The following is a 13,258-nucleotide window of genomic DNA, read 5'->3' as shown; positions in this document are numbered from 1 at the left end:
TGAAGGAAGACGGAACAAGTAGTGGGGACAGCTCCCGGTATATGCCGGTGGAGCCTTCTTGAAAAAGAGGTGGTCCCGAACTGACCAAGCCCGCGGCATTCGTGCCGCGGGCTTTTGTTTTAGGGGGGGGCCCCGTGTTGCCCGTCAGGCCTCGCGCGTGATGGCCCGCCGGTTGCGGATCCCCCGCACGCCGCGGCGCAGCCCCATGCCGCCCAGCCAAGTTGCAATGCCCGCGACAAGCGCCCAGGCCCAGGAGAGCAGCCAGAGCACGAAATTCGCCAATGTCTTGAAGGCGCGCAGGCTTGTCTTGCCCGTCAGCTCGATGATACCGCGCGTCTTCGGCCCGAGCGTCTTGCTCATGCGGGTGATGCGGGCAAGGTCGCCGCTGTTTTCCACATAGCGCATCAGACGGATGGTTTCGGCGGGACCTGCCGCGCGCTGCAGCGCGCTGACGTCGCTGACAACGGGCGTGAGCTTGGCGAAGGAAACATTGTCCGCATACTCCCCAACCGCCCGCCGCGTGGCGGAAAGATCGCCAAGGCTTGTCGTTTGCAGCGTTTCCTTCAGCTTCTTGAAATTGACCGCTTCGGAAAGCAGCCGGCGCAGCTCGCTTGCAAAGCTCGCGGTGAGCGTACCGGCTTTCTTGGCGACCTTTAAAAGCGAGAGCCCGGCCTTTGCAGGCAAAGCGGCGCCGCCCGAGCCGACAGTCGCAGCCGTTGCCGCAACGCCTGCAACCGAGAGCCCGAGAATGAGGGTCGAATAGTCTTCACCGCGCACCATTTTTTCGCCTTCCCCCGCAATGTCGCGCACATCGCCGATGACCGTGAGATCCGAGGTGAGCGCGCCCATGAAGCTCGCCGTATCGCTGCCGCGTCCATAGACGAAACCTTCGAAGAAGGAACCGCCGGTGCGGCGGATATTGTTCGTCAGCGAATTGGCGTCATCGAGCGCGGCGCGTGTTTCATCGGAAAGGGGAATGGAGGCGTAATCGGCGATCTCCGCATAAAGCTGCGCATCGGCGTAGTCGTCTTCTTCAAGCGCAGCGGCGATGCGTGCCTCGATCTCTTCGGGGCTCACCGTCGCGCGAAGTTCGGCCTGGATAAGCGGGCCTGCCGGGATCCAGTCTTCCTCGACATATGGATCGAGCCAGCCTTGCTGGTATGCAAAGAAGAACGCTGCCGGTAAGCCGATGAAAAGCAGAACGACCGTATTGAAGAGCCGCATGGAACCCCCGTTTCCCTTTGGCTGGGCGCGTGCCTAAGGGCGCGCGCAAGCAGACACATAGAGTGCTTGAGCGCCCGCCCCGATGCAACCGGCATGGTTAATGCGCGGGGCTTAGCCGACTTTGCCGCCGCCTTTGCGCGTAATGACGACAATGGACGGGCGGGGCGGCATTGCCGGGTCGAAATCCGGCCAGCGCGTTGCCGGGTCCGCATAAGTCGACGGGCGGCCATGGGGCGCATAATCCTCCGCACCGTCGGCGCCTGGATGCTGCACGGCAAGGAAAAGCGCTTCGCCGTCCGCGGTAAAGCGGGGCCCGCACATTTCAGCGCCCACCGGCACGCGGAAGAACATGCGCCCGAGCCCGCGCGTTTCGCCTTCCGTGCTGAGCGCCCAGAGCCCGTCGGCGCTGCCGGAGGCTTTTGGCCAGCCTTTGCCCTGATCGGTCGCGACCCAGAGGCGGCCCTGCGGATCGACTTCCAGATTGTCCGGGCAGGCGAACCAGCCATTGGCGCTGGTCTTTTCGTTGAAGGCGGCGCCTATCTCAGGTTTGGCTGGATTGCCCGCTTTCACTAGCAGGTCCCAGGTGAACTTTCGTGCGCTGTGATCGCCGCCCTCCGGCGTGATTTCGACGATCTGGCCCCAGATATTGTGGGCGCGTGGATTGACGGCGTCCGTTGCTTCTTCCCCGCGTTTGGAATTATTGGTGAGCGCGGCATAGACGCGGCCCGTCTTCGGGTTGGGCTGCACGTCTTCGGGCCGGTCGAGCGGTGTTGCATCCAAAATGTCGGCGGCACGGCGCGTTTCGATCAGCACATCCGCCTGGCTCTCAAAACCGTTCGAGGCGTCGAGGCCGTTCTCACCGAAGACAAGCGGCAACCATTCGCCGCTGCCATCTTCTGCAAAGCGGGCGACATAGAGCGTGCCCTCGCTCAGCAGGTTCATGTTTGCCCGTCTGTTGCCGGGATCGACTGCCGCAGCGCTGATGAATTTATAAAGATATTCAAAGCGCTGATCGTCGCCGGAATAGATGACGACGCGGCCATCTTCCGCAAGCACGGTTTCGCAGCCTTCATGTTTGAAGCGCCCAAGGGCGGTGTGTTTAACAGGTGTGGAGGCCGGGTCATAAGGATCGACTTCGACGATCCAGCCGAAGCGGTTCGCTTCGTTCGGTTCCTTGTTGATGTCGAAGCGCTCATCGGCAATGAACCAGGGATAAAACCCGCCCGGTATGCCGACGCGTTCGTAATTGCGTTTTTCGGGATGCTCATCGAGGCTGCCTGCGAAATAGCCGTGGAAATTTTCTTCGGCCATCAGATAGGTTCCCCAGGGCGTCATGCCGCCGGCGCAATTGTTGAGCGTGCCGGTGACTTTGCGCCCGCTTGGATCGGCAGATGTCTTCAGGCGCGCATGGCCTGCGGCAGGGCCGTCCAGCATCATTTCCGTTTTAAGCGCGCTGATGCGGCGGTTGAAAGGGCTATCGGTGACGGGCGCCCATTTGCCGTCCGTCTTTTTCACCTCGACGATCGTGCCGCCATGCGCTGCCATGGAAATGCGCGCCATCTGCGGCGTATAGGCAAGGCGCGGGTCGGCCGCTTCGCTGAGCGCGCGGTGCATCAGCGGATCGTTCGTGAACTCGTGATTGACGCAGAGCAGGGCATGGGGGCTTTCTTCATCGCCGAAAGGCAGCGGGGTCAGGCCCAGAAAGTCGTTATTATAACCGAACTGTTTAAGCTGAGCGGCGGGGCTCTGGTTTTCCGGATCGAAGGGCGGGGAATCGGCAAAGAGCGGATCACCCCAGCGCAAAAGAATATCCGCGTCATGACCCGGCGCGACGTGATGGGTTTCATCGACACCGTGGGCGATTTCGTCGAAATTGAAACCGGGAATGCCCGCTTCCCCTTCCTCGCTGCAGCCGGCAAGCGCGCCCGAGACGCCGAGCGCCAGCACCGCGCTCGATGTGCCTTGCAGGAAAGACCGGCGGCTGAAACGCGCCGCTGCGATGTCGCTAAAGGGGCGCGCCATGGGGCGCGGAACGGGCCGGTCCTCACTGCGTTCATATTTTTCCAAGGCAAGAAAATTTTCGTTGCTGGCGCGGGTGCGGGAAGTGTCGCTCATGGCCTCGGTTCTGCCTCTCAAATCTGACGGGTGCGTTTCTTCCATCCTATTGCGCGCAGACGGCAAATCCATGACAGATTTATCTTTTCCGTGGCATAGTCCGGCCAGCAAGAAGAACCGGCAACGGCAAAAGCACGGCGCGCTCCGCGCGGCGTTTCAAGGAGGCATTCATGGCGATTTATAAGCTGGGAGACGTCACCCCCATCCTGCCCGGAGAGGGACAATACTGGGTCGCGCCCGATGCGCAGGTGATGGGCAATATCGAACTCAAGCATCAGGCGAGTGTCTGGTTCGGCGCGGTGCTGCGCGGGGATAATGAGCGCATCACCATTGGCGAGAATTCCAACGTGCAGGATGCTTCCGTGCTGCACACGGATATGGGCTATCCGCTGACGCTCGGCAAGAACGTCACGATCGGCCATAAAGTGATGCTGCATGGCTGTACGATCGGCGACAATTCGCTGATCGGCATCGGCTCGATTATTTTGAACGGCGCGAAGATCGGTAAGAACTGCCTGATCGGCGCGAACTCTCTCATCACCGAGAACAAGGAAATTCCGGACAACTCCGTCGTCATGGGCTCGCCGGGCAAGATCGTGCGGCAATTGTCCGAAGAAGAAGGCGGCGCATTGAAACTGTCCGCCGATCATTATGTGGAAAACTGGAAGCGCTATGCGGCGGGGCTGAAGCCGGCCCGATGACCGGTTAACGGGTTCTTTCGCCCGCTGCCTTATAATGGATAGTGGAAGCGGCCCGGTCTTTCTTGTGCCGGTCCAAAAGTGATGCGTTGGGGAGTGGGGACGTGCAAGCTCGTGGCTGTGATTTTGCCTGGCAGGGGCGCTGGGGGCGGATTCTGACCTGTCTCATCCTCCCGGTTTTCGTGCTGTTTTCCGCCGAAGCCGAGGCCCGCTCTTTCAGCGGTGTTTATACGGGCCTTGCCGAAGCTGAAGGCTACCGCCTCACGGTGACGGAGGTAGATGCCCGCATTGCAGGGCAATTGCGTCCGCCCGGTCAATCCGCTTTCGCATTAAACGGGCATAGAACCGGCGCCGCCGCCCAAGGGCTTTTGAAGCGCGGCGCGGAGACCTTCTATTTTCATATGGAAGAGCGCCCGCTCGGGCTGCAATTCCTGCTTATCCCGGCGGGACCCGATGACGAGCCTGACATCGCTGAGGCGGTGGAAATGTCTTTTTTGAAAGAGGGACTGCGCCTGCCGGATGCGCCGGAGGAAAAGCAGAAAGAAGAAGAGGTGCCGGCGCCCGTTACCTCCCAGCCATTGCCCAAGGACATTCTCGGATTTCTGGAAGCCTTCCGCCGTCTTGAGCCGAAGGAACTCGCGCAAGTTTATGGCGGCCTGTCGGGGGGCGAGCGCGATCTCGTGCAGCTTTTCGATCATGTGGCCGCCGAGCTTTTATGGCGTATCTGTACGGGCGCGCCCCCGCATGAAGGGTTCTCCGCGCGTCAATTGGAGGTACTTTTGGAGCGCCAGCAGACAGGCTGCGAAGAGTATCTTGTGCTGGTCGGCAAGGTGCGCGATGCGGGGCTGACCGGCGAGTTTGTGCGCAAGGTGAATTTCCAGCTCGATATTCTGCGTGAGACGGTGCGCTGCGACAGGGGCGAGGAAGCTGGCCCGCGCTGCATCGATATCGGCGCCATGCGCGCACCGCTGATTGCCCGCTGGCGCCCGGCCAAATCCATCATGGAGCGTCTGGCTGGCGATGCGCCCCCGGTGCGCAGCGAAGGGAACGGGCCTCATGCCGCGCCGGTTGCCGTCCTGCCGCAGGAAAATCCGGCCCGTGAGGCGGGAGAAGAAAATGCGCTGCTGCCGCTTGCCCGGCCCGGCGCGGAAGAGGCATCGGAACCCGCGCCTGCGCCGCTGCCATTGACGGCAGGCGGGCTCAGGCTGCCCTTGGCGCGCCCTTGAAGCCGCAGCAAAAATAAGAAGAAATCAGGTTGGTTTGCGCCAGACGCGGCGGACCTTGGCGTCCATCTCCGGCCCGAAATTGAACCAGGCGATCCGGTCCGATGTGGCATCGGAAATGAAAAGCTGATCCATGCGGCCGATATGCTGGCTGAGCTGGTTGAGCAGGCCGGGCGCGGATGTCTTGGCGCTCAGCACCCAGGCATTGCTGGCGATCTTCATGGCGGGACCCGCGGACATCAGTGCCCGTTCGAGTTCCGGTCCATGGTGCGATTTGATTTCGGCGATGATGACGAAATTATTCGTCTCGGGCCGTTTGCGCCGGTCGACCTGGCCTTTGGCAGGACCGTAGGCGGGGCGGTCATCGCCGGTATCGGCGGCTCTGCGGTTCGCGCGCCGGTCGGGCTGTGTGCTGGCCTGAAGGCCAGCTTCCGCACCAGTCTGCGCACCCGGCTGCGCGGGCGCGCTGCCGAAGTGAACGGCGAAGACGCTCACATCCTTGGCGAATTTCCAGTCCTCGCTGCCTGCAGGCGCGATAACGCTTTGCGCCACGATCCGGCCTTCGCCGATATACCGCTCCATGGCGTCTTGCGAATAGGGACCGTAGATCTGGTCGCCATATTTCAGTGTCCAGAAGGTCTTTGTTTCGCTCGCCGCTTGCGGCTGCCCGGATTGTTCTTCGGCGGCCGGAGCGGCGGCTTCCGCAGAAGCTGGGCTTGCGGTGCCGGTTTCGCCTGCAGCCTCCGGCCGGACATCGCCAGCGGGCGCGGCCGTCTCTGCCATGTCGGGTTCTGCCTGGTTGATCTGGGCGCTCATCCCCTGTGTGCCTTGATTCGAAACGGATTTGTGGCGGCTTTTCACCACAAGGCAACTTAACGGCAGAATGCTTAATGGAGGCTTACCCCGGGCTGCCGCAGCGTCCGATTACGAGAATTTGAAGTCTTGGGCGCGGGACAGGCCCCTGGCTTGTTCTTGGGCGCCGCGCGCGGCAAATTGGAAGAAATAAAGCGCTGTTCGGGTAAGGCGGGCGGCTAACAGGGAGCAACAGATGGCTGATTATGAATTCTGCTCGGTGGAGCGCGAGGGGCACCTTTTGATCGTGACGATGAACCGTCCCGACCGCATGAACTCGCTGCACCCGCCGGCCAATTTCGAGCTGGAAAAAGTCTTCAACGATTTTGCCGCCGATCCCGACCTTTGGGTGGCGATCATCACCGGGGCAGGCGAGCGCGCTTTTTCGGCAGGCAACGATCTGAAATACCAGGCCGAAGGCAACAAGCTGGAAGTGCCGGCCACGGGCTTTGCCGGGCTCACCGCGCGCTATGATCTCAACAAGCCGGTCATTGCCGCGGTAAACGGCGTTGCCATGGGTGGCGGCTTTGAAATCGCGCTGGCCTGCGATCTCATCATCGCCTCCGACAAGGCGAACTTCGCACTGCCCGAGCCCAAAGTTGGCCTCGCTGCGCTGGCGGGCGGTCTCCACCGGCTGCCGCGCCAGATCGGCCTGAAGCAGGCCATGGGTATGATTCTGACGGGGCGCGTTGTGGGCGCGGAAGAAGGGCGCCAGCTCGGTTTCGTCAATGAAGTCGTGCCCGCCGATCAGCTTCTTGAGGCGGCCAAGCGCTGGGCCGGGCTGATCATGGAATGCTCGCCCATGTCGATCAAAGCCTCGAAAGAGAGCGTTTATAAAGGGCTCGACGAAGCCAATCTTGAAAAGGCGGTGAACGGAAAATATCCCGCCGTCGCGGCTCTTTTCAAAAGCGAAGATCTTATCGAAGGCCCGCGCGCCTTTGCCGAAAAGCGCAAACCCCAATGGAAGGGCCGGTAACAGCCGGTTCCTTCCGCTTTCACTTTCTCAGGGCTTGAAACTGTGCCAGCCGGCCCCGCCTCGCGACGGGACCGGCCTCGACAGGACCAGGCCCAAGGGGGGTGAAAGGGCCTGATCGGGGGGATCGTGGGGCAGGCGGAGCCTGCCCGATCTCCTAATTCACGCTCTGCTTCAAGACGCCTTCTTCAAGCGGCTTTTGCAGGTTTGAGGTGCCTTCCGGCGCTGCGGCAGGCTTTTGCAGAGCCGGGCGCTTCGGCACCTCGGCGCTGGCAAGGCGGATTTCCGCTTCCCGTTCGGGGTCGAGATTGACCCACATGTAAGGATGGGTGCGGGACTGGCGTTTCACCCAGCTATAGGGCGTGTCTTTCCAGAGCACGATATTGGCGGCCTGATTGTCGAGCGCGTAATCGCCCTTGTCGGTGACGGCGGTGAGGACGGCATGACCGGCCCCGTTCCATTCCTTCACCACCGAGAGCAGCAGCGCATCCGCAGGCCAGCCGCGCTCGATCAGCAATTTACGCTTGAGCAGGGCGTAGTCTTCGCAGTCGCCGCCTTCTTCACCCGGATAGGCCCACCATTCGGCACGGCTATAAAGGTCGATATCTTCGACCGGCCGGATGGCTTTGTTGACGTAATCGTTCACCTCGTTGAGCTCGCGCCATTTTTCGGGCGTCAGCTCGACGCTGGAGGGCGTCTGGGTGCCGGTTTCGCACTCCGCGGCATGGCGCAGGCAAAATCCGATATAGCCGAAGGGGGGAACGACCTGAGAGCCCGCTTCCATGGAAACGGGTTGAAGGGCTCCGGCCGGCGCCAAAGGCTTACCGGCTTTGAGCCCGGACGTCGCATCCGGCGCAATAGTCTGGCACCCCACCAGATACAGCACCAATGCGACGCTGATAACTAAACGCATCAAGAACATTGTACTTACCCCGATCTTTCGATCCTGTATTGGGTAAGTTACACGTCTCGAGTTTCTATATTTCCAAAATTGGAGTATGTATTTGAGATAAGTTCAGCGAGTATTTATATATACTTTTATTATCTCTTATTTTTATTTGTATTCAATTTTCAGATTTCTTTTCGAATAATTTGAGGCAATTTCGTCTGGTCCTCCCGGGCGGGCGCAAAGAAAAACGGGAGACGGCGGTGCCATCTCCCGTTTCAAACCGCTTCAGCGTGCGCTCTTATCCGCCGATGATTTTCCAGGTGCCGTCACCCTGGCGGCAGGCCGTGCCGGTCGCCTGTTCCGGCTGGCCGTCGATATAGATCGTCTGCTCGAACTCGCGGCAATTGCGCCCGCCCTCACCTTGGTAGGTGCTGACCGGCGTCACCGTGCCCCAATGTCCGCTATCGGGGTTGCGCCAGGTGGCGCTCTGGCCTGAAGGGTAGCGCTCCAGCGAAGACTGGGTGGTGTCGTACATATAGGACTGGTCCTGGCAGGTCAGATTGCGCGCGGCCTGATTGCCCGCAAAGCCGCCCAGCAAGGCGCCGCCGATCGTGGCGGCTGTCTTGCCCGAACCGCTGCCGATTTTCGAGCCGAGAAAACCGCCGAGCGCCGCCCCGGCAAGCCCGCCGAGTACGCCTTCGGTGCTGTCCACGGCGCACTCGGCCCGCGCCGGCGCGGCTTGGGCAAAAGCCAGGCCCGCGGCAAGCAGGCCGATGGTCAGAAAGCGAAAATGCATGAACCGCCTCATTTTCCGTTCTCCTGCGAACAGAGGCTAATGCGCCCCATCAAAGCTCGAAGAATCGGCGCTGAGTGTGTCTTCAATATGGCGAACGGTGGGGCCATGGGCTTTGCGTTTGGAGCCTGAAAAAGCAGCCCGGGGCAGCGCGCCCATGGCTTCGGCCTTTGCGGCGGCGGTGCTCATTAGCGCGTCCGGGGCAGCGGTTTCATCAAGGAAACCGGCGGCAACCGCGCTTTCAGGATCGAAGATGCGCGCATGGACGGTGGCCTGGTCGAACAGCGGCGCGGGCACGCGGTCGCGGGCGAAATGCAGCAGGAAAAGCGGTGTTGTCATGCCGATCGCCACTTCATTGAGCCCGATCTTGAATGTGCCTTCCGCCCCGATCCGGTAATCGGAGGCAAGCAGCAAAAGCCCGCCCGCGGCCAGCGCATGGCCGGTGCAGGCGGTGATGACGGGCAGAGGGTACATATAAAGGCGGGTGAGAAGTTTGGCGCCGGAGCCCACCAGTTCCTGCACGGCTAGCGGCCCGCCGCTCATGACCGACAGATCGAAGCCCGCGCAGAAGCGGCCTTCACGCCCGGAGAGCAGAATGGCGCTTGCTTCTTTTTCGGCTTTGTCGAGCGCGCCGTTCAGCGCGCCGATCATCTCATGGCCAAGCGCGTTGGCGCGCCCGTCATCCATGCGGATTTCGGCAACGCCGTTCCTCACTTCGTAGCTCAGCAGATTGTCTGACATGGGTTCCGCCCCGTTTTTGATTCTCTGACGGGGCAGTTTAACGGCCACCGCGCAGGGCGGATAGCGGGGCGTCCCTGCATCCTTGCGGCCTGTTTTGCTAATTTGGCGCGATTATTCGGTCAGATGCGAGGCGTCGGTCGGCAGCTCGGTTGCCAGATTGTCGAAATGCACGCCGATCCCTTCCGGCGTGTGACGCACGACGCGGCCGGTCATGCGGCCCACCTGCACACGCGAATCGATGGGCGGGCGCAGATCGGTTTTCAAATGCGCCCCGCTCAGCGACATGTCGAGCACGCGGCATTCGGTGCGCTCACCATTGGGCAGGATCAGGCGGGAAGCTGCGCCAAGGCCCGATTCCTTCGGCGTGATGCGCGGGAACTGGCGTTGGCTTTCGGCAGAGGCGGCAGGCAGGCGCTGGTTTTCGAACAGCCAGCGGATACGTTCGGCAACCCGTTCGCGCCGCGGCGTCACCAGATGGATTTCGACGCAAAACCCGCCATTGATCATCCGCACGACCTTGCCTTCAAAACGGCCCAGATCGTTGAGATAGATGATGACCTTGTCGTCGAGATTCGCCGGAGCGGGGGTTGAAAGCGCGATGCCGACCAAAGAGATGTCGAGCACGCTGCAGGTGAACTCCTCGCCAGCCGGCGTCATCAGCCGGCCGTCGACGGAAAGCTCTTTACGCTCCGCACGGCGGCGATCTTCGTTCAATTTCTTCTCCTGCATGACAGGCGCGCCCCTTTGAACTGCCGATTCTGCATGGTGTTCTTTGCCGTTTATCCTAGGACAGGAAAGTTAATGAGTTGCTTCAGTTCCGCGCGGCATTGCTGGCCTAAACACTTCTTTTCGCGCTATAAGACTAAAGCGGTTAACCTTACTTAGGACAACCCAGGACCAAAGAACAAGCCGTTTCGAGCGGCGCAATGGGGCCGCAGGGCGCGGCCGAAGATGAGGGCATGATGCGGGGCACGGCACAAAACACGGTGAAAAACGGTTTCCGGGGGAAGGCAATCTATTCGGTGCTCGCTTCATCAGGAGCGGCGCTTAAATATGCCGCGTTTCTTTTTCTCGGTCTGGCCGTCGCGGCTTGTTCCTCGAGCCTTTATGACGATGCGCTGGAGACGGTGCCGGGCGGCACCGCTTTTCAGCAGGCGCTTTATCGTTCCTATCTCAATCTGGCGACGGCCCGTGACGGGCAAGGCGCGGATGAGCAGGCCGAGTTCTATGCCGCCAAGGCGCTGGAAGCGGCGGGCGGCGTCGATGTCGAGCCTTTGGCGGCGATTGCCAGCGTGGCCGAGACGGCCGATGCGCGCCAGCGCCTGACGGCGGCCTTCAATCTCGGCGCCAAGGAAGCCGAGCCCGACATGGCTGCGGTGGCGCAGACCGCTTATGATTGCTGGGTGCATGAGATCGCCATGGATTCGGGCGCCGCGCCTGCCTTTGAATGCCGGGGCCGCTTCCTTTCCTATATCAGCCGCCTTGAAACGGCCCTTGCTCCGGCCCCCGCGCCGGTCGCGCAGGCGCCTCAGCCGGCGAATTTCACCGTCTATTTCGGCTTCGATGAATGGTCGCTTTCCGCCGAGGCGCTGGAAGTGCTCAACACCGTCATCGAGACGGCGCGCGCGGGCGGCCATGGCCTTATCCGTGCGGAAGGGCATACGGACACTTCGGGCCCGGCCTCATATAATGACGGGCTTTCCGTGCGCCGTGCGGAAATCGTGAAAACGGTGCTGGTGGAAATGGGCGCGCTGCCCGAAGCGATCGAGACGATCGGCTATGGGGAAACCCGGCCGGCCGTCGCGACAGGGGACGGGGTCCGCGAGCCCTTGAACCGGCGCACCCTGGTCACGCTGATCCCATAAAAGCTTAAAAGGGCCATCGCGCCCGCTTTGGCAAAGATGACGCTTGCGTCATCTTTGCTGACATATCACAATTCGGCAAAATCAGAACAAAGGCCAAATGGCCGAGCCTAAATGGCTGCGCAGGGAGTGAGTTGCCGGAACAAGGCCGCCGCATCTGCCTTTGCCAGGGAAGCTGTGGAGAAGGGAAGCTTATGACACGTTACGATTACATCATTGTCGGGGCCGGCAGCGCCGGCTGCGTTCTGGCCAACCGCCTGTCCGCCGATCCGAGCAAGAAAGTGCTGCTTCTGGAAGCTGGCGGCAAGGACAAGAGCGTCCTCTTTCATATGCCTGCAGGCGTGGGCAAGCTGATCGGCAATGAATTCGCCAATTGGTATTACTGGACCGAAGGCCAGCCTCATCTGAACAACCGCAAGCTTTACTGGCCGCGCGGCAAGGTGCTGGGCGGTTCGTCCTCCATCAACGGCATGATCTATATCCGCGGCCATGCGCGCGACTATGACATGTGGCGCCAGATGGGCCTTGAGGGCTGGGGCTTTTCCGATGTGCTGCCCTATTTCCGCCGCTCGGAAGGCAATGAGAACGGCAATGACACGTTCCATGGCGGCGACGGGCCGCTCGGCGTTTCCAATGGGCGCAGCCCCAACGTGCTTTTCGATGCCTTCGTCGAGGCGGGCAAGCAGGCGGGCCATCCTTATACGGATGACTTCAACGGCCCGCAGCAGGAAGGCGTCGGTCCCTACCAGCACACGATCAAGAACGGCCAGCGCTGCAGCGCGGCCAAGGGCTATCTTGTGCCTGCGCTCGGCCGTCCCAATCTGACGGTGGAAGTGGAAGCGCTGACCTCGCGCATCCTCTTTGAAGGCAACAAGGCCGTCGGCGTTGAATATGTGCAGAAGAAGCAGACGCAGAAAGCTTATGCCGATGCGGAAGTCATTCTGTGCGGCGGCGCAATCAACTCGCCTCAGACGCTCATGCTCTCAGGCATCGGCAAGGCCGATTACCTGCGCAAATTCGGCATCGATGTCGTGGCCGATCTGCCAGGTGTCGGGCAGAACCTGCAGGACCACCTCGATTGCACGGTGATCCAGGAATGCCCGGAGCCTGTCACGCTGCATAGCCAGGTTTCGAACCCGCTCAAGCAGCTGATGACGGGTATGCAATATGTCTTCTTCAAGTCGGGTGTCGGCACCTCGAACGGGCTTGAGTCCGGCGGCTTCCTGAAGACGCGCAAGGAACTGGAAGTGCCGGATGTGCAGATCCATTTCGTGGCCGCCTTCATGCGCGATCATGCGCGGATCAAGTCCGACCGCCATGCTTATACGACGCATATCTGCCAGCTGCGCCCCGAAAGCCGCGGCTTTATCGGGCTGAAGAGCGTCGATCCTTCCCAGGCGCCGCTCATCCAGCCGAACTATCTGGAAGCGGAAGCCGACCGCATCGTGATGCGCGAAGGCGTGAAGATGGTGCGCGAGATTTTGGCGCAGAAGGCGATGGACCCTTACCGGGGCGCGGAATTCTGGCCGGGTGAAGACGTCAAAACCGACGAGCAGATCGATGCCTGGATCCGCGAGACGGCCGAGACGATCTATCATCCCGTCGGCACCGCCAAGATGGGCAAGGACAACATGGCTGTGGTGGACGAGCGCTGCCGCGTGCACGGGCTGGAAAACCTGCGCGTCGTCGATGCCTCCGTCATGCCGACGCTGGTGGGCGGCAATACCAACGCCCCGACCATCATGATCGCGGAGAAGATTTCCGACGACATGCTGGGCAAGGCGCCGCTGCCGCCGGAAAATGTCATGATTGCCGAGGACCGCGAGGTCGCGTAAGCACCGGTAAGACAGGTCAAAAGAAAGCGGGCCCTTGCAAAAGGGCCCGCTTT

Annotated in this window: 12 protein-coding genes; 5 read left to right on the top strand and 7 right to left on the bottom strand. The window is 61.3% G+C overall.

Annotated features, from left to right (window positions below; translation table 11 throughout):
* Nucleotides 1-144: 144 nt before the first annotated feature.
* Both M2A_RS12785 and M2A_RS12780 read right to left on the bottom strand, forming a co-directional pair.
* On the bottom strand, nucleotides 145-1,224 hold the full coding sequence (locus M2A_RS12785) for a hypothetical protein (RefSeq protein WP_045448238.1): 1,080 nt from the start codon (nucleotides 1,222-1,224) through the stop codon (nucleotides 145-147).
* Between the two features lie 111 nt (nucleotides 1,225-1,335).
* On the bottom strand, nucleotides 1,336-3,339 hold the full coding sequence (locus M2A_RS12780; protein ID WP_045448223.1) for a PhoX family protein: 2,004 nt from the start codon (nucleotides 3,337-3,339) through the stop codon (nucleotides 1,336-1,338).
* Between the two features lie 170 nt (nucleotides 3,340-3,509).
* On the opposite strand from M2A_RS12780, the gene M2A_RS12775 reads away from it, so the two are divergent.
* Together M2A_RS12775 and M2A_RS12770 are read left to right on the top strand one after the other, a co-directional pair.
* Nucleotides 3,510-4,040, top strand: coding sequence for a gamma carbonic anhydrase family protein (locus M2A_RS12775; RefSeq protein WP_045448202.1), 531 nt, complete (start codon nucleotides 3,510-3,512; stop codon nucleotides 4,038-4,040).
* Nucleotides 4,041-4,141: 101 nt separating this feature from the next.
* Nucleotides 4,142-5,263 carry a hypothetical protein gene (locus M2A_RS12770; protein WP_156101761.1) on the top strand — a complete coding sequence of 374 codons (1,122 nt, stop codon included), beginning with the start codon at nucleotides 4,142-4,144 and terminating at the stop codon, nucleotides 5,261-5,263.
* A 24-nt stretch (nucleotides 5,264-5,287) separates the two neighbouring features.
* Here M2A_RS12770 and M2A_RS12765 read toward each other — a convergent pair whose 3' ends face one another.
* Nucleotides 5,288-6,076: a GYF domain-containing protein gene (locus M2A_RS12765; RefSeq protein WP_045448198.1), complete on the bottom strand. Its 789-nt coding sequence runs from the start codon at nucleotides 6,074-6,076 to the stop codon at nucleotides 5,288-5,290.
* Nucleotides 6,077-6,308: 232 nt separating this feature from the next.
* Between M2A_RS12765 and M2A_RS12760 the strand changes: the two genes are divergently transcribed.
* Nucleotides 6,309-7,088, top strand: coding sequence for an enoyl-CoA hydratase-related protein (locus tag M2A_RS12760; protein ID WP_045448196.1), 780 nt, complete (start codon nucleotides 6,309-6,311; stop codon nucleotides 7,086-7,088).
* Nucleotides 7,089-7,242: 154 nt separating this feature from the next.
* On the opposite strand, the gene M2A_RS12755 is transcribed toward M2A_RS12760, so the two are convergent.
* From M2A_RS12755 to M2A_RS12740, 4 genes are all read right to left on the bottom strand, one after another.
* Nucleotides 7,243-8,007, bottom strand: coding sequence for a transglutaminase-like cysteine peptidase (locus tag M2A_RS12755; protein WP_081875613.1), 765 nt, complete (start codon nucleotides 8,005-8,007; stop codon nucleotides 7,243-7,245).
* Between the two features lie 265 nt (nucleotides 8,008-8,272).
* Nucleotides 8,273-8,770: an RT0821/Lpp0805 family surface protein gene (locus M2A_RS12750; RefSeq protein ID WP_052379466.1), complete on the bottom strand. Its 498-nt coding sequence runs from the start codon at nucleotides 8,768-8,770 to the stop codon at nucleotides 8,273-8,275.
* Between the two features lie 36 nt (nucleotides 8,771-8,806).
* Nucleotides 8,807-9,508 (bottom strand): crotonase/enoyl-CoA hydratase family protein, encoded by a 702-nt coding sequence (locus tag M2A_RS12745; protein WP_045448195.1) that lies wholly within the window; start codon nucleotides 9,506-9,508, stop codon nucleotides 8,807-8,809.
* 111 nt (nucleotides 9,509-9,619) lie between these two features.
* Nucleotides 9,620-10,222, bottom strand: a complete 603-nt coding sequence (locus tag M2A_RS12740; protein ID WP_158597165.1) for a PilZ domain-containing protein — start codon at nucleotides 10,220-10,222, stop codon at nucleotides 9,620-9,622.
* Between the two features lie 245 nt (nucleotides 10,223-10,467).
* Between M2A_RS12740 and M2A_RS18385 the strand changes: the two genes are divergently transcribed.
* Both M2A_RS18385 and M2A_RS12730 read left to right on the top strand, forming a co-directional pair.
* Nucleotides 10,468-11,373, top strand: a complete 906-nt coding sequence (locus M2A_RS18385; protein ID WP_244444454.1) for an OmpA family protein — start codon at nucleotides 10,468-10,470, stop codon at nucleotides 11,371-11,373.
* A gap of 191 nt (nucleotides 11,374-11,564) precedes the next feature.
* Nucleotides 11,565-13,205 (top strand): choline dehydrogenase, encoded by a 1,641-nt coding sequence (locus M2A_RS12730; RefSeq protein ID WP_045448190.1) that lies wholly within the window; start codon nucleotides 11,565-11,567, stop codon nucleotides 13,203-13,205.
* Nucleotides 13,206-13,258: the final 53 nt, after the last annotated feature.

The sequence above is a fragment of the Tepidicaulis marinus genome (genome assembly GCF_000739695.1).
Lineage (GTDB): Bacteria > Pseudomonadota > Alphaproteobacteria > Parvibaculales > Parvibaculaceae > Tepidicaulis > Tepidicaulis marinus.
This window is presented reverse-complemented; position numbering and strand designations above follow the sequence as displayed.